General features: G+C 69.6%; 18 protein-coding genes and 2 pseudogenes. 10 read left to right on the top strand and 10 right to left on the bottom strand.

Features of this window, described 5'->3' with window-relative positions; translation table 11 throughout:
• Window positions 1-328: 328 nt before the first annotated feature.
• Window positions 329-1696, bottom strand: a complete 1368-nt coding sequence (locus ACFWP7_RS13505) for a lamin tail domain-containing protein (protein ID WP_384380769.1) — start codon at window positions 1694-1696, stop codon at window positions 329-331.
• Window positions 1697-2201: 505 nt separating this feature from the next.
• On the opposite strand from ACFWP7_RS13505, the pseudogene ACFWP7_RS13500 reads away from it, so the two are divergent.
• Window positions 2202-2456: pseudogene (locus tag ACFWP7_RS13500) on the top strand (alpha/beta fold hydrolase); the annotation flags it as partial.
• Window positions 2457-2526: 70 nt separating this feature from the next.
• Here the strand turns inward: ACFWP7_RS13500 and ACFWP7_RS13495 are convergent.
• A pseudogene (locus ACFWP7_RS13495) lies at window positions 2527-3160 on the bottom strand (TetR/AcrR family transcriptional regulator).
• A gap of 465 nt (window positions 3161-3625) precedes the next feature.
• On the opposite strand from ACFWP7_RS13495, the gene ACFWP7_RS13490 reads away from it, so the two are divergent.
• The 4 genes from ACFWP7_RS13490 (at window position 3626) to ACFWP7_RS13475 (ending at window position 6155) form a co-directional block, all read left to right on the top strand.
• Entirely contained in the window at window positions 3626-3985 is a 360-nt protein-coding gene (locus tag ACFWP7_RS13490; RefSeq protein WP_384380766.1) for an ester cyclase, read from the top strand.
• Window positions 3986-4282: 297 nt separating this feature from the next.
• The gene (locus ACFWP7_RS13485) at window positions 4283-4858 is read left to right on the top strand and encodes a helix-turn-helix domain-containing protein (protein ID WP_384380763.1); all 576 of its coding nucleotides are present in this window, start codon (window positions 4283-4285) and stop codon (window positions 4856-4858) included.
• A 178-nt stretch (window positions 4859-5036) separates the two neighbouring features.
• Entirely contained in the window at window positions 5037-5633 is a 597-nt protein-coding gene (locus tag ACFWP7_RS13480; RefSeq protein WP_384380760.1) for a hypothetical protein, read from the top strand.
• A 213-nt stretch (window positions 5634-5846) separates the two neighbouring features.
• On the top strand, window positions 5847-6155 hold the full coding sequence (locus ACFWP7_RS13475; RefSeq protein ID WP_384381012.1) for a DUF2516 family protein: 309 nt from the start codon (window positions 5847-5849) through the stop codon (window positions 6153-6155).
• A gap of 58 nt (window positions 6156-6213) precedes the next feature.
• On the opposite strand, the gene ACFWP7_RS13470 is transcribed toward ACFWP7_RS13475, so the two are convergent.
• The 3 genes from ACFWP7_RS13470 to ACFWP7_RS13460 form a co-directional block, all read right to left on the bottom strand.
• On the bottom strand, window positions 6214-7554 hold the full coding sequence (locus ACFWP7_RS13470) for a PP2C family protein-serine/threonine phosphatase (protein ID WP_384380756.1): 1341 nt from the start codon (window positions 7552-7554) through the stop codon (window positions 6214-6216).
• A gap of 677 nt (window positions 7555-8231) precedes the next feature.
• Window positions 8232-9362 carry an NlpC/P60 family protein gene (locus tag ACFWP7_RS13465; protein ID WP_384380754.1) on the bottom strand — a complete coding sequence of 377 codons (1131 nt, stop codon included), beginning with the start codon at window positions 9360-9362 and terminating at the stop codon, window positions 8232-8234.
• 366 nt (window positions 9363-9728) lie between these two features.
• Window positions 9729-10550 (bottom strand): class I SAM-dependent methyltransferase, encoded by an 822-nt coding sequence (locus tag ACFWP7_RS13460; RefSeq protein ID WP_384380750.1) that lies wholly within the window; start codon window positions 10548-10550, stop codon window positions 9729-9731.
• Window positions 10551-10763: 213 nt separating this feature from the next.
• Here ACFWP7_RS13460 and mshA point away from each other — a divergent pair, with 213 nt between their 5' ends.
• The 3 genes from mshA to ACFWP7_RS13445 all read left to right on the top strand — a co-directional run bounded on the left by mshA (window position 10764) and on the right by ACFWP7_RS13445 (window position 14395).
• The gene (gene mshA / locus ACFWP7_RS13455) at window positions 10764-12101 is read left to right on the top strand and encodes a D-inositol-3-phosphate glycosyltransferase (RefSeq protein ID WP_384380747.1); all 1338 of its coding nucleotides are present in this window, start codon (window positions 10764-10766) and stop codon (window positions 12099-12101) included.
• A complete protein-coding gene (locus ACFWP7_RS13450; RefSeq protein ID WP_384380744.1) occupies window positions 12094-12594 on the top strand; it encodes a YbjN domain-containing protein in 501 nt (166 codons plus the stop codon). The genes mshA and ACFWP7_RS13450 overlap by 8 nt, the downstream gene beginning before the upstream one ends.
• Window positions 12595-12721: 127 nt before the next feature.
• Window positions 12722-14395, top strand: coding sequence for a glycosyl hydrolase family 28-related protein (locus ACFWP7_RS13445; protein ID WP_384380741.1), 1674 nt, complete (start codon window positions 12722-12724; stop codon window positions 14393-14395).
• Here the strand turns inward: ACFWP7_RS13445 and ACFWP7_RS13440 are convergent.
• On the bottom strand, window positions 14392-15228 hold the full coding sequence (locus ACFWP7_RS13440) for an AraC family transcriptional regulator (RefSeq protein WP_384380738.1): 837 nt from the start codon (window positions 15226-15228) through the stop codon (window positions 14392-14394). The two genes, ACFWP7_RS13445 and ACFWP7_RS13440, sit on opposite strands and share 4 nt — an antisense overlap.
• 49 nt (window positions 15229-15277) lie before the next feature.
• Between ACFWP7_RS13440 and ACFWP7_RS13435 the strand changes: the two genes are divergently transcribed.
• Window positions 15278-15721, top strand: a complete 444-nt coding sequence (locus ACFWP7_RS13435) for a DUF2000 family protein (RefSeq protein ID WP_384380735.1) — start codon at window positions 15278-15280, stop codon at window positions 15719-15721.
• Window positions 15722-15882: 161 nt separating this feature from the next.
• On the opposite strand, the gene ACFWP7_RS13430 is transcribed toward ACFWP7_RS13435, so the two are convergent.
• From ACFWP7_RS13430 to ACFWP7_RS13420, 3 genes are all read right to left on the bottom strand, one after another.
• Entirely contained in the window at window positions 15883-16836 is a 954-nt protein-coding gene (locus ACFWP7_RS13430; protein WP_384380732.1) for an N-acetylmuramoyl-L-alanine amidase, read from the bottom strand.
• A gap of 165 nt (window positions 16837-17001) precedes the next feature.
• Complete coding sequence (locus ACFWP7_RS13425; RefSeq protein WP_384380729.1) at window positions 17002-17481, bottom strand: hypothetical protein; 480 nt, start codon at window positions 17479-17481, stop codon at window positions 17002-17004.
• A 215-nt stretch (window positions 17482-17696) separates the two neighbouring features.
• Window positions 17697-19031 carry an MDR family MFS transporter gene (locus ACFWP7_RS13420; protein ID WP_384380726.1) on the bottom strand — a complete coding sequence of 445 codons (1335 nt, stop codon included), beginning with the start codon at window positions 19029-19031 and terminating at the stop codon, window positions 17697-17699.
• Between the two features lie 172 nt (window positions 19032-19203).
• Between ACFWP7_RS13420 and ACFWP7_RS13415 the strand changes: the two genes are divergently transcribed.
• Complete coding sequence (locus ACFWP7_RS13415; protein ID WP_384380723.1) at window positions 19204-19965, top strand: phosphoglyceromutase; 762 nt, start codon at window positions 19204-19206, stop codon at window positions 19963-19965.
• Window positions 19966-20064: 99 nt separating this feature from the next.
• Here ACFWP7_RS13415 and ACFWP7_RS13410 read toward each other — a convergent pair whose 3' ends face one another.
• Window positions 20065-20559 (bottom strand): DUF5959 family protein, encoded by a 495-nt coding sequence (locus tag ACFWP7_RS13410; protein WP_384380720.1) that lies wholly within the window; start codon window positions 20557-20559, stop codon window positions 20065-20067.
• Between the last annotated feature and the right edge of the window lie 119 nt (window positions 20560-20678).

The raw sequence follows: 20678 nt of genomic DNA, 5'->3' as shown, positions 1-20678 counted from the left end.
GATGACTTGTTCGACGACGACGAGGAGGAGGAGGTCGTAGCTGAGGAGCGATCATCTTCGATGGTCCGGTCCGGTCCGGACTGGACTGATCCGGCGGGATATGTCGTTTGTGCGCTGGCGCGGGATGAGCCGTCCACCGGTATGGCCCGTCCACAGCTATGGCCCGTCCACGGGGACGGGCCCGTCCACCGGGATGGTGGACGGGCCGTGAGGTGGTCGGAAGCCGGGTCACCCGGGGTGAGATTCTTCGGCGACCCGGATTGTCACCGCGCATGTGGCAGGCCACTTACCGTGCCAGTGGCGTTCCGACAGTGTTGATCAGTGTTGATCAGTCGGTTCGGGTGGCTGGCGTGGCGGCGCTGACCGCGGTGCAGGGCAGGGTGCCGGCGCGCAGTGCGTGTCCGTCGTCGTTGCTGTCGTCGGACCACACGACCGGCTTGTGGCCGTCGGTGCAGGCCGCCTGCGGTGCGATGGCGAAACCCTCGTTGTTGTAGTTGGGCATGCCGGTAGGGCGGTCATGGACGGCGGTAGCGGTGAACCGGCCCTGCGCGTCGATGTCCAGGGTCGCGGTACGGCCCTCGCAGGTGTCGTCGCAGACGGCCCACAAGTGACCGGTCTCGGGCTCGAATTCGAGGTCCATCACTCCGGGGAAGCCGCTGGAGAACGTGGCGATCCGGGTGTATCCACCGCCGGTCTGGTCCAACGCGTAGGCGTAGACGGTCCCGTTGGCCTCAAGCCCGACGAAGAACAGGCCGCTGCCATGGCCGGGATAGGCGGCCGGGTCGTAGGCGGCGCCGGTGTGCTCGTCGCTGAAGCCGTGTGCGGTGAGGTAGCTGTCCGGGATCCAAGAGATGGCCTCGGGACCGCTGTTGGCCGCTACGGCGGGCAGGTCGGAGGTGAGGTCCCACTCCGCGGACGCGTTGAGGGAGCCGGCCGTGGAAGAGGTGTCGAAGCGGACGACCTCCGGCTTGCTGACGCCGCTGTTGCTGTTGTCTCGCTCGGTGGAGGCGAATATCCCGTCCTGGGTGGAGACCACGCCTTCCGTGTCGGGGTCGCCGCTGCCGGTGCCGAAGTGCAGCGACTTGCCCGCAGACCAGCCGTTGGCCGGGTCGGGGACCCACGTCGCGCCGTTGGGCACCAGGCGGTAGAGCTTGCTCGGGCCGTTGTCCACCGCCCAGAGCACGCTGGGGCTTTCGAAGGAAAGGCCGCTGAGGTTCTCGCCGAAGACGTTCGAGCCGTCGGCGATGCTGACCGCGGCGTCCCCCGGCCACGGGGTGGTTGAGGGCTCACCGCCTCCACCGTCGCTGCTGCCGCAGGCGTTCGCCGCACCCCGGGTCGACGCGGTCGTCGTGGTGAACGCGCCCGTACCATCCGCGCAGCGGCCGTACGTCGTCGTGGCGTGAGCGGTCCAGCTGTAGGAGTCGACCAGCGTGGCGCCGTCGGCCCCGAACAGCCGGGCCGAGTCGGAGCTGCCCAGGCCGAACGAGCTCTCGACGTCCAGCACCAGGTGCGCGCCCGCAGCCAGCGAGGTACCCGACGGGATCTTGTACGAGTGGGAGTCGTCGTTGTCCTTCACGACCCAGTTGGACACATCGGCCGAGGTGGAGCCGGTATTGACCAACTCCACCCAGTCGCCTGGTGTGCCGCCACTCGACTCCACCTCGTTGATCCGCACGGCCGACTGCTCCTGCGCCACGGTTGGCACACAGGACAGACCGAGGGCGAGAAGGGACAGGGCGGCAGTGGTGAGTGCGGCTCTTCCACACCAATGCGTACGCAAAGTAGCCAGTCCTTTGATCGGGGGAACTACCGGCAGGAGGCCGACGAGAACGTCCTCTCCCAGAAGGGTCTGGCACGTTGACGATCATTGCAACGGCCGGAGTGTCATCTCTCTCCCAAATACATCCGGGACGCGTTGGCTGGAACTGACCCTCTTTTTGCGTGGCTTGGAGGCGTAGTAGCGGTGTCCGTACGGGGTACGGAGCGTGAACAGCTGATGTGACGGGGCGGCGGGGGCACTTGGTCCTTGCGTGAAGGAGGCGTGGCGGCAGGCGAAAAGGCCACGGCTGCACCCGACGTCACGAATGCGAACTCGGTAGTCGACTCGGCGATGCGTGAACGAGCGCACCATTCCCGTGCATTGCCAGTCGGACTGAACCACACCGGAATATTTGCCGTGGATCACCGACTCGTTACCGACTCCTTCAAGCCTGAGCGCGGCGACTGAGATCATCGCTTCCGCGGCGGGCCCTCTCGACCTCGGGCCGGCTCTGGTCGTCGGGCACTCGCTCGGCGGATACGCCTCGCCGGAGTTCGCGCGGCGACGCCCGAAGCAGCTGCATGGGCTGGTCCTCGCGGGGGCCAGTGCCTCAACTCGTGGCCCGTGCACAACTCCCTGTCGGTGGGTCGCCGGGCTCGCCCCTCGGCTACCGGCGGACCGGTTGGCCCGGTGGAACGGCCTGGTTGGGCCTGTCTCTTGACTACCGGGGCGAGGCTGGGCGAGGGGCTTTCGGTAAGAGCTGAGTCTCAGGCCGGCGGCTGGGTGAGTTTGGCGGCCACGGCGTCGAGGACCCAGTCCAGGCCGGTCGCGAAGGATGCCTCGGCATCCATGTCCGTGCCGTCGTACACGGCCTTGGCCAGCGTAGGGGAAGCGGCCCGTGGCCAGCATTTTTGTCACATGCGGGCCGGAGGCGCGCTGCCATTGGCGCTTGGACAGGCCCGTGGCGCGCTCGGCCCGCAGGTGCGCGGCCTCGCGCCTGATCGCGCCGGTGAAGTAGGCGCTGACAGTCTCCACGGCGCGCATGACGGTGTCGATGTCGGCGAGGCCGTCGAGGGCGGCCAGCGTGGCCTCGGTCACGGCGAGGCCGTTCGGGCCCAGGGTCGGGCGGCCGCCGAGCAGGTCGGCCAGCCATTCGTGACGGAGAACGGCCTGCCTGGTGCGGTGGGCGAGGATGCGCAGCGCCTCCCGCCAGTCACCGGGCTGCTCCACGGGGAGAATCTCGGCGTGGACCTCGTCCACCATGAGGTCGAACAGCTCCTGCTTGGTGGAGATGTATCCGTACAGCCGCATCGGGCCGGCGTTCAGCCGGGCGGCAACCTTGCGCAACGACACCGCCTCCAGGCCGCCCTCGTCGGCCAGCGCGATGGCGGCGGCGACGATCTGCTCCCGGTCAAGGGGTGGAGTTGGCGTTCGAGTCCGGTGCCGACGGGGTGAGAGCCGACGGTCATGGTGGGCCTGGTCAGCCGAGCTGTCGCGACGGCGTCCTGTATCTGCTCCCGACGGGCCTCGACCGGTCGGCAGCCCACGGTCCCGCACGACAGGGCTGATCACCCGGCGCGTGGACCCCAAGGACAACCGGTACACCCTGACGCCTGACGCCTGACGCCTGACGCCCGACGCCTGCCGGCGAGGCCGCCTCCGCCGAACTCGCACAGATCCACCAGACCTACCAGGAGCAACTGCTCGACGGTATCGCCACGCATGAGCGGGAGGCCGTACTGCGGGCCCTCCGGCGCCGGGACACCAACGTCAACAGCATTGAGCGCGACCACGCGAGCCCATATCCACCAACAGCCCGCAGCGGCCGTCCGCTCATGCCGCCCTTGCCCACCAGGAGAGACTGAGATGACAGACGGCCCCAGAGTCATTGGCCAGCGCATCTACACGGCATTCAATACACGCGATCTTGCAGCGGTCGAGACAATCTTCGCCGCGGACTTCGTGAGCCACCCACTAGGAACAACCGGTCCCGACGCCGTGACGCGGTCCTGGTCCAAGATGATCGCGACCTACCCCGACATACATGTCGTCGTTGAGGACATGCTCGTCGATCGCGATCGAGTCGCCGTACGCTCGACCCTGCACGGGCTCCCGGCAGGTGCCGGAGACCAGCACGCACCCACGATGATGGAGATCTTCCGTGTCCAGGGCGGACGGATCGCCGAGCTGTGGGGACTGTCCAGCCTCACCCGCCCTGGCCGCTGACTGAGAGCTCGTGCCGATTCGCGGCGAGCCTTGGCCTCGCCTGCCGATCGTTTCACTCGACCCGCCCGGTGCCGCGCCAACCCGCCAGCCGAAGCGCAATCATCGGGTCCCGGGTCCCTTCGCGGATCAGATCCGCCGGGACTCGATCAGTCCGCCGATCAGATCCAGCGGGACTGGTCACCTTTGCTGGGAACGGACGATGGTTATCGCTGCGAGTCACACTCGGCCACAGTGGCGTAGCGCACTTTTGCAAGCGGCTGCTTGCAATTGTTAGCAAGGGTGCGGCAGGGTGGAGGCATGACATCGCTCAACGTCGGCAATCTTGGTGAGTATCTCCGTGAGCAGCGGCGCAATGCGCAGCTGTCGCTGCGGCAGCTCGCCGATGCCGCCGGGGTGTCCAATCCGTATCTGAGCCAGATCGAGCGCGGGCTGCGCAAGCCGAGCGCGGAGGTGTTGCAGCAGGTCGCCAAGGCGCTGCGGATCTCCGCCGAGACGCTGTACGTGCGGGCCGGGATCCTCGACGCCGAGCGGGATCGGGACGAGGTGGAGACGCGTGCGGCCATCCTCGCCGATCCCACGCTGAACGAGCGGCAGAAGCAGGTGCTGCTCCAGATCTACGAGTCCTTCCGCAAGGAGAACGGGTTCGAGATCACCCAGGTGGACGAGGGCGATCAAGGTGTTGGCGCCGATGTGCGGCACGCTGACGTGCAGTACGCCGACGTGCACATCGATCAGGACAGTGATCTGGATATTCAGGACAGTGATCTGGATATATCGGATGCCGAGCATCCGCGGAGCGCAGCGGACACCGGCGTCCGTGGCTCCCGTACCACCGACGGCAGTGATGCCGATCCGCAGCAGACCGCCAGTTGACGAGCACGACCAGCAGCATGATCAGTAGCAGGACCCGTACTACGACTTCTAGTACGACTCGTAGTACGACAGCAACACGATCAGCAGCATGAACACCGCACGCAGCACCGCCGACAGGCCGGTCTCGCCGCGGACCACCCAAACCCTCAGCTGAACGCGAATCCGGGAGGACCATCGCATGGCCATCACCGACGACATCCGCAAGGCCGCCACGGACCCGACGCCGCTCTACTTCCTCGCCGGCACCGCCGACCTGGCCGTTCAGCAGGCCAAGAAGGTGCCCGGCATCGTGGAGCAGATCCGTATCGAGGCCCCGGCGCGGATCGAGACGGTCCGTAGCTTCGACCCGAACGCCGCTCAGGAGAAGGCCGCCTCCCGCGCCAAGGAGGCGCAGGAGACGCTCCAGTCCAAGGTGACGGAGTTCGTCAGCACCCTCGACACCGACCTGAAGAAGCTCGGTGAGTCCGCTCAGGATCTCGCCCTGCGCAGCATCGGCGTCGCCGCCGAGTACGCCGTGAAGGCGCGGGAGACGTACGAGAAGGTCGCCGAGCAGGGCGAGCAGGTCGTGAAGACCTGGCGTGGCGAGGCCGCCGAGGAGATCGAGGAGCTGGCCATCGCGGTCGAGCCGAACGCCGAGCCGGTCGAGGCCAAGGCCGCGCCGAAGCCGGTCGCTGTCGTGACCGAGCCCGCCCCGGCCAAGAAGGCCGCGCCGAAGAAGGCTCCGGCCGCCAAGAAGACGACCGCCGCGAAGAAGACCACCCCGCCGGCGAAGTAGGCGGAACCCCGCGACGTACGCGGGAGCTCCGCGAGGTATGCGGAATCCCGCCAAGTCAGCGGGAGTGGGCAGTGGCAGTAAGCGGCCGCGTCAAGCCGACGACAACGGGCCGGGCACTCTCAGAGTTCCCGGCCCGTTCTCCGGGTACGGTGGCGTAGAGACGACTCGAATCGGGCGGTGGGCATTGTGCTGTTGACGGCATTCAGCGGCTTCATGTCGGTGATCTTCCTTGCCATCCTGGCGCTCGCCGTGGTGGCACTCGTGATGGCCGCACTGGCCCGCGACGACGCGTACCGCGCCGCCGACAAGCAGAACAAGATGTTCTGGCTGATCATCCTGGGCATCACGGTGGCCGTGAACCTGCTGGTCCCGATGATTTTCCTGCAGATCGCGGGCCTGGTCGCCACGATCGTCTTCTTCGTGGACGTACGCCCCGCGATCCGCCAGGTCTCCGGCGGTGGCGGTCGCCGCGGCGGAAACAGCAGCGACGGGCCGTACGGCCCCTACAACGGCGGCCGGTAGGCCCCCGTACTAACCGCTCCTACAGGAGTCGGCTCCTGTACGACGGCTGCGGCTGCGGCTACGGCTGCGGTGTGCGGTCCAGCAACAGCACCGCCACGTCGTCCGTCAACTCTCCGCCGTTGAGTTCGCGCACCTCGTTCACCGCCGCGCGCAGGAGCTCCTCGCCCTGGAGTCCCTGGGCGAGCTGGCGGCGGACCATCTCCACCATGCCGTCCTGGCCGAGCCGCTCCTTACCTTCGCCGATGCGGCCCTCGATCAGGCCGTCGGTGTAGAGCATCAGACTCCAGGCACCGCCCAGCTCCACCTGCCGGCGCGGCCAGCGGGCGCCGGGCAGCAGGCCGAGCGCCGGGCCGCCGTTCTCGTACGGCAGCAGTTGGGCGGGTCGGCCCGGGCGGGCGATCAGCGGGGATGGGTGGCCGGCCAGGCAGAGCCCGGCATGGCGGCCGTCCGGCGAGATGTCCACCGTGCAGAGCGTCGCGAAGATCTCCTCGCTGTCGCGCTCGTGCTCCAGGACCTGCTGGAGGGTGGAGAGCAGTTCGTCACCGCACAGCCCCGCGAACGTCAGCGCGCGCCAGGCGATGCGCAGCTCCACGCCCAGCGCCGCCTCGTCGGGCCCGTGCCCGCAGACGTCGCCGATCATCGCGTGCACGGTGCCGTCGGGCGTACGGACCGTGTCGTAGAAGTCGCCGCCGAGCAGGGCGCGGGAGCGGCCGGGGCGGTAGCGCGCGGCGAAGCGGAGCGAGGAGCCCTCCAGGAGTGGTGTGGGCAGCAGCCCCCGCTCCAGGCGGGCGTTCTCCTGTGCGCGCAGCCGGGACTCGGTGAGGCGTCGCTCGGCCTTGTCGGAGCGCTTGCGCTCCACCGCGTACCGGATCGCGCGGCTCAGCAGCCGGGCGTCCAGCTCGTCGCGGAACAGGTAGTCCTGGGCGCCGACACGCACCGCCTCCGCGCCGCGCTCGGCGTCACCGGACGCGGTGAGCGCGAGGACGGCGTGCTGGGGCGCGAGCCGCAGTACGTGCTTGAGCGTGGCCAGCTCGTCGTCGGCCTCGGCTGTCCGGCCCGCGGGCGGCAGTGCGAGGTCGAGGAGAATGCAGTGGACGTCGTCGGTGAGCAGCCGCTCGGCCTCGGTGAGGTTGCGGGCGCTGCGGATCCGGATCGCCTTGCCCGTGGCGTCGAGCATTTCGGGCACGCTGAGTGAACCCGCCGGGTCGTTCTCGATGACCAGCAGGGTCAGGTGAGTCGCGGCGGCCGTGTCGGCAGGGGCCGCGGCGCCGGCCGCCGGTCCCGAGCCGGCGGGGCCGCCGGGTTCGAGTCCGGGTGGGCCGCCGGGTGAGAACGCGTCCGGAGCCGGACCACTCTCCGCGGCCGGGATGGCTCTCTGCCGCGGTACGGGTACGGGCATCGTCTGGGTTCCTTCCCTCCCCCGAGGGCGAGGCGCGGCGAAATGCTCGCACCACCGACCGGGACCATAGCGTCAGCGGGTGCCGAAACGGAATGGTGTGCCGCGCGGGGTCCGGCAAACAGCCACCGTCATATGCCGCATCCTGTAACGCAGTTGGACACGACGGGGCTCCGCGAGGGATGACGAAGGTCACGTCCCCGCGGTTGCGCGGGGAGGGCAACCGTGCGCTGAGTCACGTGGGGCAGGTCACGCCCGGTGGGGCAATTCGGGCAAGTCGCCTCGCGTTGCCTCGCGTGGGCCCGGGCGTGGGGCGGCGGGCCGCTTCGGACTGGTCGAAGCAGGCCCGGTCACGTACGTCCGGTCGCGTACGCCCGGTCGCCTACGCCCGGCGACGTGCGGTAGGCAGCCTCGGCCTGGGCGTGTAGACCCGGCGACGTGCGGTCGGCCACCTTCGGCCCGGACCCGGACACCTGGTCGGGCACGTCCGGCCACGTAAGCCCGGCTACGTACGTCCGGTCACGTAAGCCCGATCACGTACGTCCGGTCACGTAAGCCCGATCGCCTATGCCCGATCGCCTACGCCGATCACCGACGCCCGCTCCCGCGCGGCAGGCCCCCGGGGCGCCCCCGGGGCACCCCCCGGACAGCTCACCCACCCCGCGTGCGCCCCGCCCGCCTCACGCGTCCGGCCGTACGACCCCCAGAATCGGCATCGAACCCGCTCCCGCGACCGTCACGGTCCGCCCGGGTCGGGGCGCGTGCACCATGGCGCCGTCTCCTATGTACATCGCGACATGGCTGGCGTCGGCGAAGTAGATGATCAGGTCGCCGGGGCGCATGTCCTGGACGTCGACGTGGGTGAGCTGCTTCCACTGCTCCTGCGAGGTGCGCGGAATCGCGTCTCCGGCGGACGCCCAGGCCTGCGAGGTCAGCCCTGAGCAGTCGTACGACTTGGGGCCCTCGGCCCCCCACTCGTACGGCTTGCCCGTCTGCGCGGTCGCGTACGCCACGGCCTTCTTGCCGTGCTCGGACGCCGTGCCGTCGCTCTGCGGGACGAGACCAGAGTTCAGCCAGGCCGTCTGCGCCTGGTACGCGGCGTCCTCCTCCAGCTTCGCCAGCCGCTCCTTCTCGTCCTTCTCCAGCTGGGACTCCAGCTTCTTCGCGGCGGAGATCTGCTGCTCGACCTTCTTCTTGGCCTCGGCCTTGGCCTTGCGGTTGGACTCCAGCTTCGTCCACTGCGTGGAGGCGTCCTTCGCGTACTGCTCCAAGTCCTGCTGGGTGCGCGTCAACTCGGCGAGCAGCCCCTCGGTCGCGTGTTCGCCCTGGCGTACGCGGCCCGCGCCGTCCAGGAACTCCTGCGGGTCCTCACTCAGCCACAGCCGGGCCTCGGGCGGCAGCCCGCCGCTCCGGTACTGCTCGCGGGCGGCGGCGCCCGCCAGGTCTCTCAAGTCGTCCAGTTTCTGCTGGCCCTTGACGATCTCGCGGGCCAGGCCGACGATCTCGGCGGACTGCTGCTGGGTCTGCTCCTCCGCCGCGTTGTACGCGTCGGTGGCCACCGACGCCGAGTGGTAGAGGGCGTCCAGCTTCGTGCGTACGGCTTCAAGTTCCTCGTTGCTCACGGATGGTGGCGTCGCACCGGGGGGCAGCGTCAGATCCGGATCCGAGGTCGGGGCTGAGGACGGAGTCGGTGTCGGAGCCGGACTCGCGTACGCCGCGCCGGGTACCGCCGCCAGTACCGCGCAGGCACAGGCGCATGCGCAGGCCAGGGCCATCGTCGTCGTGGTCAGGCTCCGCTTGCCGGATCCCATTTCTCCGCCCCCAACTGATTGACCGTCAGTAACTTACGGACGCCTGGGGGATCGTGCCATGTCGGCGCGCAACACGACAGAGGAGGGCAAGAACTCCTTTCCCCCTCTCCACCCCCGCACGACGATCTCCCCACGTGTGTGACGAACGGCTCACGCCCGACGTTCCCCACCTGGTCAGCTCGCCCCCGGAGCCAACACCTCCTGGCGCACCCTCACTTCGCCCGCGGAGCTGACGCCTCCTGGCGCACCCTCACTTCGCCCGGGGAGCCGACGCCTCCCAGCGAGCAGCCTCATCTCGCCCCCGGAGCCGACGCCTCCCAGTGCAGCCTCACTTCACCTCCGGAGCCGACGCCTCCCAGTGCAGCCTCACTTCACCTCCGGAGCCAACGCCTCCCACCGCAGCGTCACTTCGCCCTGCCGCCAGCGGGATATGTCGTCCGTCACCGGCCAGTCGGCCGTCAGGGTGCGGACCGTCCGTATCCAGCGCTGCCTGGCGCCGTACGAGGCGTAGGGCGCGGCGGCGGCCCAGGCGTGGTCGAAGTCGCGCAGGAAGGCGTGTACGGGCTCGCCCGGGATGTTCCGGTGGATGAGGGCCTTCGGGAGGCGCTCGGCGAGGTCGGAAGGACGGTCCAGGGAGCCGAGGCGGGTGGCGAAGGTGACCGTGCGCGGCCCCTCAGGGCCGAGGGCCACCCAGACGTGCCGGCGGCCGATCTCGTCGCACGTGCCCTCGACCAGCAGGCCGCCCCGCGACCCCGCCGACGGGTCCGCCGGTGCGAGGCGGGCGCACAGGCGCTCCCAGACCGCGGCGACCTGCTCCTCGTCGTACTGGCGCAGCACGTTCGCCGCCCGGATGAGCCATGGGCGGCCCCGCACCGGGACCTCGAAACCGCCGTGCCGGAAGGCGAGACCCTCGCGCTCGTACGGCCGCGCGGCCGACACCCTCGCCGGTTCGATCTCGACGCCCACCACGCGTGTGCGTGGAGCGGCGGTGCGCAGGCGCTGGAGCAGTTCGACCGCGGTCCAGGGCGCGGCGCCGTAGCCGAGGTCGACCGCGACGGGGTCGGTCGCGCGGCGCAGTTCGGCTCCGTGCGTCGCCGCGATCCAGCGGTCCATGCGGCGCAGGCGATTGGGGTTCGTGGTCCCGCGCGTCACCGTTCCCACGGGGCGGGACGCTGCGCGGGCTGTCATGCGTACGAGGGTATGCGGGCGCGGCGGAGCCCGTGCGAGCCTGTGGATAACCTCCCCGCGCACCCTGGTACGCAGACAACCCTCGAACGGTTGAGCGATCAGCGGTAATGATTCGGCAAAGTGGAAATGGAGCAGACCGCTTCGGCGTTCTCCATCTCCGGAGGGTGCCCCCCATCCTCCGGCAGGCCTGCCCGCAGCAAGGAGGAACGCCACGTGAGCCAGTACATCAGCAGGCTCGGGCGGCTCTCCCCGGCGGCGTCCGGACGGCTCAGGCTGCACCGCAAGCCCCGCCGCGTCGCGATGCTCTCCGTGCACACCTCACCCCTGCACCAGCCCGGCACGGGCGACGCGGGCGGCATGAACGTGTACATCGTCGAACTCGCCCAGCGGCTCGCCGCGATCAACATCGAGGTCGAGATCTTCACGCGCGCCACTACGGGCGCCCTCCCTCCGGCCGTCGAGCTCGCGCCCGGCGTCCTCGTACGCCATGTCGACGCGGGCCCCTACGAAGGCCTCGCCAAGGAAGACCTCCCGGCCCAGTTGTGCGCCTTCACGCACGGCGTCATGCAGGCCTGGGCGGGCCACCGCCCCGGCTACTACGACCTCGTGCACTCCCACTACTGGCTCTCCGGCCAGGTCGGCTGGCTCGCCGCCGAACGCTGGGGCGTCCCCCTGGTGCACGCGATGCACACCATGGCCAAGGTCAAGAACGCCGCGCTCGCCGAGGACGACTCCCCCGAGCCCGCCGCCCGCGTCATCGGCGAGACCCAGATCGTGCGCGCCGCCGACCGGCTCATCGCCAACACCGCCGAAGAGGCCGACGAGCTCGTACGCCACTACGAGGCCGAGCGTGACAGGGTCGCCGTCGTCCACCCGGGCGTCAACCTCGAACGCTTTCGCCCCGCCGACGGCCGCGCCGCCGCCCGCGCCCGCCTCGGGCTCCCGCAGGACGCCCTGATCCCCCTCTTCGCGGGCCGCATACAGCCCCTGAAGGCCCCCGACGTGCTCCTGCGCGCGGTCGCCGTGCTGCTGGACGAGCGCCCCGACCTGCGCTCGAAAATCGTCGTCCCCGTAGTGGGCGGCCCCAGCGGCAGTGGCCTCGCCAAGCCCGAGGGGCTGCAGAAGCTCGCTGCCCGGCTCGGCATCGCGGACGTCGTCTGTTTCCGGCCGCCCGTCGGCCAGGAACAGCTCGCGGACTGGTTCCGTGCCGCGTCGGTGCTGGTCATGCCCTCGTACAGCGAGTCGTTCGGACTGGTGGCCATCGAGGCGCAGGCGACCGGTACGCCGGTGCTCGGGGCCGCGGTCGGCGGGCTTCCCGTCGCCGTGCGCGACCAGGAGACCGGCTTCCTGGTGAAGGGCCACGATCCCGCCGCCTACGCGCGCGTGCTGCGCGATTTCGCGGACGACCAGGAGCTGTCCACCCGGCTGGGCGCCGCCGCCGCCCGGCACGCGCGGGGCTTCGGCTGGGACGCCTCGGCCGCGGCCACGGCGGACGTGTACACGGCCGCGATGCAGGAACACAGGCGTCGCGTACCCTCCCACCATGGCTGACGTACGGCAGGCGGCACAGGTCATCGAGGGGGTCCTCAAGGACGCCGAACTCGACTGGGAAAGCCCCGGGCCCGGCAACTACGTGGTGAAGCTCCCCGGCACCCGGAAGCTTTCGACGACCGTCTCGCTGATCGCCGGCAGGCACTCACTGTCACTCAACGCCTTCGTGATCCGCCACCCCGACGAGAACGAACCCGGTGTGCACCGCTGGCTCCTGGAGCGCAACCTCAAGCTGTACGGGGTCAGTTACGCCGTCGACTCGCTGGGCGACATCTACGTGGCCGGGAAACTGCCCCTGGCCGCGGTCACGCCGGACGAGATCGACCGCCTGCTCGGCTCGGTCCTGGAGGCCGCCGACGGCTCTTTCAACACCCTCCTTGAGCTCGGTTTCGCCTCCGCGATCCGCAAGGAGTACGCCTGGCGGATGTCCCGCGGCGAATCGACCCGCAACCTGGACGCGTTCAGCCACCTGACCCAGCGCCCCGCCAACTGACCTACCCTGCTCCCCAATCAGGCCCTGCACACCCCCTTCCCTGCCTGGGACCTCCATGGCATGCTCACCGCCGACGCAGATATGAACGTCGTTCATATCCATGAAAATCAGCGGAGGGCGGGCGGGTATGAGCAACCAGCACATGGGGGTCAGCAGACGCGGCCTGCTCGGCAGCGCCATAGCGGTGGCGGCCGCAGCCGCGACCGGCGGAACGGCGACGGCCGCCACGCCCGCAACCCAGAGGGGCGAAACCCCCGCCCTCTGGCGCGAGTTCACCCGCACGCCCTTCACCCACCCGCAGATTCCCTACGTCGGCAGCGCCGGCTACCGCGCGGGGACGGAACGTTTCCCCCGGCGCCGCGTGGTGGCCGACGTACGCGACTACGGAGCCGTGGCGGACGGCGTCACCGACTCCGCCCCCGCGATCAACCGTGCCATCGCTGCTGCCGGCAGGGCCGGCGGTGGCACGGTTCTCATCCCACCCGGCACCTTCCGCATCGACGACCTGATCCGTATCGGGTACTCGAACGTCGTCCTGCGCGGCGCAGGCAGCGACGTGACGAAGCTGTACGCGACCAAGAACCTCACCGAGCTGATCGGCGTCTACGGCTCTCGTTACGGCGGCGACAAGTCGTCCTGGTCCTGGGCGGGCGGCCTGGTCTGGCTCTGCCCGACGGACCGCTTCACGACCCTGACGAACGCCATCAAGGCGAAGGCGTGGCCCTTCGAGGGCTGGACCGGCAACAAGCGCGACGAGTGGCAGACGCTGACGACGCTCGAACCGGCGCGTCAGGGCTCGCGGTCGGTGCGCGTAGCGGACGCCGGGAAGCTGAAGCCCGGCCAACTCGTCCTCCTCCGCCTCGCCGACGACGCCGACCACACCCTCCTGGAGCACATGTCGGGCGGCGGCCCGGGCACCGAGGCGTACGTCTGGGACGACAAGACGAAGCTGACGAGCTATGTCCCGTACGAGTGGCCCGTACGCATCACGCGCGTGCAGAGCGAAAAGGTCACCCTGGAGAGGCCACTTCCGCTGGACGTACGCCCGGAGTGGGACCCGCGGCTCACCACACTCGTGGAGCCGCTGACCGGCTCCGGCGTCGAGGGGCTCACCCTGGAGGCGGTGGAAACCCCGCAGAGCCTGCACCTCCTCGACAAGGGCTACAACGGCGTCACCTTCCAGTGCGCGTACGACTGCTGGGCCGACGACGTGGTCGTACGCCACGTGGACAACGGCTTCGGGCTCGTCGCCGCCTCCGCCTGCACCCTGCGCCGCACACGCGTGGCGGGCCGCGGCTCGCACCACCCGTACTTCTGCCGCGAGGGCTCGCACGACAACCTCGTCGAGGACTTCACGGTCGAGCAGCGCACGGTCCCGGCGCCCGCCGGAACCCAGCTCCACGGCATCAACGTGGAAGGCCTCTCCTCCTACAACGTCTGGTCCCGCGGCGACATGAAGATGGGCACCTTCGACTCCCACCGCGGCCTTCCCTTCGCCAACGTCCGCACCGACATCACGGTCGACAACACCGGCCAGCACGGCGGCGACTACTCGGCAGGCCCCCTCTTCGGTGCCCGCTTCACCCACTGGAACATCCGCGTCACCAACTCCCGCGCCGGCCTGATGAAGATCGACGGCCTCGCGCCCTACAGCGCCACCGTCGGCGTCAACGAAGTGACGGAGTTCGGCCAGATCGACGTACCCGACTTCACCGGCGACCTTCACGCGCGCGTGGAGCTCTACGGCACGACGGACGTCGTACGCCCAAGGAACCTGTACGACGCTCAGCGGGACCTCTAGGCCGCCCGGAGCCCCGCCCGTGCGTACCGCCCCGGCGGCACCCCCACCAGCTTCCTGAAGTGGCGGGTGAGGTGGGACTGGTCGAAGAAGCCGGTCGCCGGTGCCACCTCGCCCGGCGGCCGGCCGTCGAGCAGCAGACGGCGGGCGCGTTCGACGCGGCGGGACATCAGGTACTGGTGCGGGGCGATCCCGAAGGCCGCGCTGAACGCCCGTACCAGGTGCGCGGGATGGGCCTGGAGAAGCCGGGCGGCCTCCTCCAGGGAGACGCCTTCGACGAGCCGGGCGTCGAGGAGTTCACGCAGCCGGCCGGCGAGGGTGCGGTCGGGGCGCGCGGGCTCTCCGGGCAGCCGGGGCCGCAGATGCCCGCGCAGCCGTTCCCCCACCAGCGTCAGCCTGCTCTCGGCCTCCAGCTCGTCCCCGGGATGCGCGAGCGCGCTGTGCACCTGCCCGACACGCCGCCGCAGTACGGGATCCACCAGGTCCGGTGCGTCCACCGCGGGCCCGATGAAGCTCTCGTCGAGCCGGCTCAGGTCCAGATACAGGACGCGCTTGCGGAAGCCGTGCTCGGTGACCGGGGAACCGTTGTGCGGGACGTGCGGCGGGAGCAGCGACACCGTGTCGTGCGGGGTGCCGTGCTCGTGCCGGGCGAGGTCGTACCGTACGGCCCCGTCGTCGACGATCAGCAGCGTCCACGCGTCGTGTACGTGCATCGGGTACGCGTACTCGGTGTAGTGGGCGTGGAAGACCTCCACGACGCCAGGGGCCGGCGGGCGCCACGCGGAGATCTCCCGCTGGGGGCGCGGCGGGCGCGGCGGGCGGTGCTGTGGGGCCATGCAAAGAACGTACAAGACGATGTCGTACGGCGGTCGGCAGTCTCGACGCATGAGCGCCTCGACCCCTGAACCCCTTGAACCCATCCGCTTCGACACCAAGATCGCCGTCCTGCTGCGGGACGACCTGGAGCCCTGGCAACGACTCAATGTGACAGCTTTTCTGGTCAGCGGCCTGGGGGCGGCGGTTCCCGAGGTGATCGGCGAGCCGTACGCCGATGCGGACGGCGTCCCGTATCTGCCGATGTTCCGCCAGCCCGTACTGATCTTCGAGGGTTCGAAGGAGACCCTGACCGCCGCGCACGGCCGGGCGCTCGCGCGGGTGCTGCCGCGAGCCGTCTTCACCTCGGACCTGTTCACCACCGGCAACGACCGGGACAACCGCGCGGCGGTACGGGCCGTGTCGACCGGCGAGCTGGACCTCGTGGGGCTCGCGGTGTACGGGCCGCGGAACGCGGTGGACAAGGTCCTGAAGGGTGCGCGGATGCATCCGTGAGGTGGGTGGCTGTCGCGGGGCGGGCTCGCGGGCTCGCGGGCTCGCGGGCTCCGGGTCTCTCAGGTTGGTGAGGGGGGTGTATTGGCATGCACTCGTCGACGTAACGAATCCCGGTACGTGGGCGTCAAGTCACCACGCACCGGGGACGTACTCGCCCCGCCTCACGCCACGACGGTGAACAGCCCGGTCTGGGAGCCGAGTTTGCTGAGGGTGATCTTGCCGGGGATGCCGTTGGCGTCGTCGCCGGTGTAGCCGAGGTGGCGCTGCCACTTGGCGTACGCGGCGACGGTCTTCGAGCCGAAGGAGCCGTCGCCCGAGTAGGTCTTGGCGAGGTAGCCGAGCTTGACCAGGGCGGCCTCGGTGAGGTTCGTGCCCGTCATGTAGCTGACGTGGCCCTGCTTGGCGGCCGGGTCCTTCTTCGCGGCGCCGATGAGCAGGGACAGATCGACACGGGGCTTGGACGCGGTACCGGTGCTGGGCTTGGTGGGTTTGGGGCTGCCCGGCTTGGCCGGGGTGTTCTTGACGGGCGTCTCCGCGAGCTGCTTCTTCACGTCGGCCCGGAAGTCGTCCATGTCGAAGCTGGGGTCGATCTTGCCGGGCTGGACCTCCTTGTGCCCGGCGACCGACTTCTCGGTCCAGCCGTGGGCCCGGCACAGGGCCGCGGCCCACAGCACGGCCTTGCGGTACTGCGCGTCCGGATAGGGGTCCTTGCCGTTGCCGAGGTTCTCGATCTCCAGGCCGTACAGGACGTCGTTGCCGTCGGAGTTGGCCTCGTTGTCCTTCGGGAGCGGGGCTTCCTCGCGCAGCGCGTTGAGTACGTCGAGATCGACGGACCCGGCGTGGTTGGAGCGGCCGTGGCCGATCAGCCACAGACCGTCGGTCTTGCCGAGCCAGGCGTGGCAGAGCGGGCCGGGAAGGTCGGACCTGCCGTTGTAGCAGAGTTCCTTGTCGTTGTGCCCCGCGGTGTGGTGGATGAGCACGCCGATCACAGGGCCGAACTGCTTACCCGTCGCCGATTCGCGGTTGTGGGTCTTCCAGCCGCTGTGTTCGTGGAAGGCGAGGCCTTCGGCTTTCAACGCGGCGAGGGTTTCAGCAGCGGTCAGAGGTGTGGCCATGGCTGTGTTCCTTTCGGGTCGGCGTGTTCGGCGTGGTCGGCGGGCGGTGCGGCCATACGGGGGCGGGCTGTGCCCCGGGCCGGTAAGTGGTCTTCCCAGGAAGGGAGTTGAGGCGCCTACACCTGGGACGCGATGGGTGTCGCGTCTGGTTCAGCATCGCTGAAGCTATGCGCCGCGCGGGGCGAAACCCGACCACTGGCCTCCTGTGGGGCGACGGGTCGCCAGCCACACACCGCGGCCCAGCGCCCAAAGGACCAGCCCGGCCACCGCCGGGACCATGAAGAAGACGACCAGCCCGGCACCGATATTGGCGCCGATGACACCCGCCGTCAGGATTCGCCAGCCTGTCCCGACCAGCAGTCCGGCCATGACCAGCGGCGCCAGTACCCCCCACCAACGCTTGTCCAGCCCGCCGCTCCGCGAGGCCCGTACGAGCAGCGCCGCGCCAACTCCCGCCAGCAGCAGGGCCGTCGCGCCGAGCACGCCGGCCGGCCCGTCCGAGATCCCCAACGGTTGGAAGGCGTAGTCGAGTTGCGAGGCAGGCAGCTCCGTGGAGTTCTGCTGTCCCATCAGCCCCCATGCGGCCACCGGCACGGCCGCGACCAGGACGGTGGCGGCGGTCGGAAGCGTTCCCCGATTCGTCATGCGTCCAGCGTGGCGGCGGGGGGTCGGGGGGACATGAGCATGCGTACTCATGCCGGGTGGGTGGGGGACCCAGGTGGGGGGTGTGCGTTGGCTCAAGCCGTGCGGGGTCCTGCCGTCGTGTCGGTTCCTGCCGTCGTGCGGGCTTCCGTAACTGTGTCGGTTCCTGCCGTCGTGCGGGGTCCCGCAGTCGTGTCGGTTCCCGCAGTCGTGCGGGCCTACGCAACCGTGTCGGTTCCCGCAGTCGTGCCGGCACGGTTGCGGAGGGGGCCGGCCCCCTCCGCCTTCGCGGTGACGGACGAGGGAGTGGCCGTGGCCGTGGCCGTGGCCGTTGCCATGGCCCACGACTCCTCCGCCGGAAGCTTTCGCATCATCACCCCGTACCCCACCCCCGCCACCGTCCCGACCACCGCGCACAGCCCCCACAGCCACTCCGCGCCGAACCGGTCGATGACGAGGCCGGAGATCAACGGTGCGACGAGCGAGGCGAGGGCCCAGGACAGGGTGTACATGCCCTGATAACGGCCGCGGCCGTGTACCGGGGAGAGCCGGACGACGAGCCCCGTCTGGGTGGGCGCGTTGACGATCTCCGCCAGGGTCCACACGCACACGGTGAGCGCGAAGACGCCGACCGACCCGGCGAAGGCGGTGAGCCCGAAGCCGTACCCCGCGAGGATCGACGAGATGACGAGCAGCCGCTTGGGATCCCGGTGCTCGATGAAACGGGTGACCGGGATCTGCAGAACGACGATGAGCACGCCGTTGACGGCGATCGCCATGCCGTAGTCGGCCGGGGTGAAGCCGGCCTCGCCCATCGCGACCGGGAGGCCGACGGACCCCTGCTGGAAGACGACGGCGACGAGGAAGGACAGGCCGACGACGGTCATGAAACGCCGGTCGCGCAGCACGGTCCCGAGCCCGACACCGTCCTTGTCCGCGGTCTCCTTGGCGACCTGGACCGGTCGGGACTCCGGGATCCTCGCGAAGACGACGAGTGCGCAGACGAGGGTCATTCCGGCCTCGATGAGGAAGCCCGCGAGGTAGCTGAACTCGGCGATGAAACCGGCGGCCACGGAGGAGACGGCGAAGCCGAGGTTGATGGCCCAGTAGTTGATCGAGAAGGCCCGTACGCGGTCCTCGGGCCGCACGATGTCGGCGATCATCGCCTGCACGGCGGGCCGCGAGGCGTTCGACGTGGCCCCCACCAGAAAGGCGACGCTCGCGATGGCGACCGGGCCGTGCATGAACCCGAGCAGTGCGACGGAGCCCGCCGTGGACACCTGTGCGATCAGCAGCGTGGGCCGTCGCCCGAGCCGGTCGGTCATCACGCCCGCGCCGAGCGAGGAGACGACACTGCCGAGGCCGAGCAGGGCGGCGACGAGACCGGCGTACGAGGCGGAGTAGCCGCGGTCGATGGTCAGGTACAGGGCCATGAAGGTAGCGACGAAAGCACCGAGCCGGTTGACGAGGGTGCTGGTCCAGAGCCACCAGAACTCGCGGGGGAGTCCGGAGACGCTCTCGCGGACGGCACGTCTCATGACGGCGATTGGCATCGGGACCCCACGGATGTAAGCGGCTCGGGCGGTAGGCGTAACTTACAAATGACGGCCCTCGCATGGCCACTCAATTAACAGAAGCAGTCAACTGTCCGCTCCACTGCCTGTCCGCCGTCCGCTCCACGGCCCCGGGGCTCACGGCCCCACGGGTTGGATTACGCTCGGAGCCATGGCCGACGCACCGTACAAGCTGATCCTCCTCCGCCACGGCGAGAGCGAATGGAACGCGAAGAACCTGTTCACCGGCTGGGTGGACGTCAACCTCAACGAGAAGGGCGAGAAGGAGGCAGTACGCGGCGGTGAGCTGCTCAAGGACGCCGGCCTGCTGCCCGACGTGGTCCACACCTCGCTCCAGAAGCGCGCGATCCGCACCGCCCAGCTCTCACTGGAGTCCGCGGACCGCCACTGGATCCCGGTCCACCGCTCCTGGCGCCTGAACGAGCGCCACTACGGCGCCCTCCAGGGCAAGGACAAGGCCCAGACCCTCGCCGAGTTCGGCGAGGAGCAGTTCATGCTCTGGCGCCGCTCGTACGACACGCCGCCGCCCGCCCTTGAGGACGGCACGGAGTTCTCCCAGTCGGCCGACCCGCGCTACGCGTCGATCCCGCCGGAGCTCCGCCCCCGCACGGAGTGCCTGAAGGACGTCGTCGTCCGCATGCTCCCTTACTGGTACGACGGCATCGTCCCCGACCTCCTCACCGGCCGTACGGTCCTGGTCGCGGCCCACGGCAACTCCCTCCGCGCCCTCGTCAAGCACCTCGACAACATCTCCGACGCCGACATCGCGGGCCTGAACATCCCCACGGGCATCCCCCTCGCCTACGAACTGGACGCCTCCTTCAAGCCCCTCAACCCCGGCGGCACCTACCTCGACCCGGACGCCGCAGCGGCCGCGATCGAGGCGGTCAAGAATCAGGGCAAGAAGAAGTAAGCAGTCGCCGACAAGCCCCCTACCTGCGGGTTTTCCGCTGGTAGGGGGCTTGTTGCTGTACTGGGGTCCTCCCTGACTCGTGAGCTGCTCGCCGGGCCGTCAGGTGTTTCTGTCGCGCCGCCATACGTAGGCGCCGGATGACGTCTCGATGACCTCGCGGGGATAGACGTCAAGTACGTGGGTGAGTAGGGCCCGCTGTTCGCCGACCCACCCCGTCGGCAGCACGAACAACGGGAGGGTGACGGTGACCCCTGAGGCAGGTCCGTCGTGCACGGAAACCGACATTCGCTTGTGGCCGTCGGGCTTGAACTCCAAGGACGGAGTCCGTCCGGAGGTGAGCCATGTGGCGAATCGCTGCGACTCCAAGGTCGCCAGGGCGTCCTCCCAGTCCTCCAGGTCCTCAGGGAGGAGGGTTACTGAGAGGGTGGCGCTGAGGGACTCCGCCACGAGGACGATCTCGCAGTCGAGGAAGTCATGGCCGAGCAGGATGCCGGGCTGCGAGCGCCCCAGCACTCGCACGGCGACGCTGTGCCCGCTGGTTCCCGGCCTGTCGGCCAGGCAGATCAAGTCGATGACGTCGTCCGTCGAGTCCATGGATTCCCTCCCCAATGACAAGGCCCGAGCATCTTGCCGGACTGCCCGTGGATGTCACGGCCCGGGGTTCAGCTGTCGGAGGTAGCCGCCTGCCACGGCTTTGCTCGTCCGTTCCCGGC

The organism is Streptomyces sp. NPDC058470 (assembly GCF_042721055.1).
GTDB lineage: Bacteria > Actinomycetota > Actinomycetes > Streptomycetales > Streptomycetaceae > Streptomyces.
This window is presented reverse-complemented; position numbering and strand designations above follow the sequence as displayed.

Bases quoted from the DNA above. Each gene is read 5' to 3' on its own strand.
- ACFWP7_RS13490 (WP_384380766.1), top strand. From the start codon at position 3,626: ATGACAGACGGCCCCAGAGTCATTGGCCAGCGCATCTACACGGCATTC.
- ACFWP7_RS13485 (WP_384380763.1), top strand. From the start codon at position 4,283: ATGACATCGCTCAACGTCGGCAATCTTGGTGAGTATCTCCGTGAGCAG.
- ACFWP7_RS13480 (WP_384380760.1), top strand. From the start codon at position 5,037: ATGGCCATCACCGACGACATCCGCAAGGCCGCCACGGACCCGACGCCG.
- ACFWP7_RS13475 (WP_384381012.1), top strand. From the start codon at position 5,847: ATGTCGGTGATCTTCCTTGCCATCCTGGCGCTCGCCGTGGTGGCACTC.
- ACFWP7_RS13470 (WP_384380756.1), bottom strand. From the start codon at position 7,554: ATGCCCGTACCCGTACCGCGGCAGAGAGCCATCCCGGCCGCGGAGAGT.
- ACFWP7_RS13465 (WP_384380754.1), bottom strand. From the start codon at position 9,362: ATGGGATCCGGCAAGCGGAGCCTGACCACGACGACGATGGCCCTGGCC.
- ACFWP7_RS13460 (WP_384380750.1), bottom strand. From the start codon at position 10,550: ATGACAGCCCGCGCAGCGTCCCGCCCCGTGGGAACGGTGACGCGCGGG.
- ACFWP7_RS13450 (WP_384380744.1), top strand. From the start codon at position 12,094: ATGGCTGACGTACGGCAGGCGGCACAGGTCATCGAGGGGGTCCTCAAG.
- ACFWP7_RS13445 (WP_384380741.1), top strand. From the start codon at position 12,722: ATGAGCAACCAGCACATGGGGGTCAGCAGACGCGGCCTGCTCGGCAGC.
- ACFWP7_RS13440 (WP_384380738.1), bottom strand. From the start codon at position 15,228: ATGGCCCCACAGCACCGCCCGCCGCGCCCGCCGCGCCCCCAGCGGGAG.
- ACFWP7_RS13435 (WP_384380735.1), top strand. From the start codon at position 15,278: ATGAGCGCCTCGACCCCTGAACCCCTTGAACCCATCCGCTTCGACACC.
- ACFWP7_RS13430 (WP_384380732.1), bottom strand. From the start codon at position 16,836: ATGGCCACACCTCTGACCGCTGCTGAAACCCTCGCCGCGTTGAAAGCC.
- ACFWP7_RS13425 (WP_384380729.1), bottom strand. From the start codon at position 17,481: ATGACGAATCGGGGAACGCTTCCGACCGCCGCCACCGTCCTGGTCGCG.
- ACFWP7_RS13420 (WP_384380726.1), bottom strand. From the start codon at position 19,031: ATGCCAATCGCCGTCATGAGACGTGCCGTCCGCGAGAGCGTCTCCGGA.
- ACFWP7_RS13415 (WP_384380723.1), top strand. From the start codon at position 19,204: ATGGCCGACGCACCGTACAAGCTGATCCTCCTCCGCCACGGCGAGAGC.
- ACFWP7_RS13410 (WP_384380720.1), bottom strand. From the start codon at position 20,559: ATGGACTCGACGGACGACGTCATCGACTTGATCTGCCTGGCCGACAGG.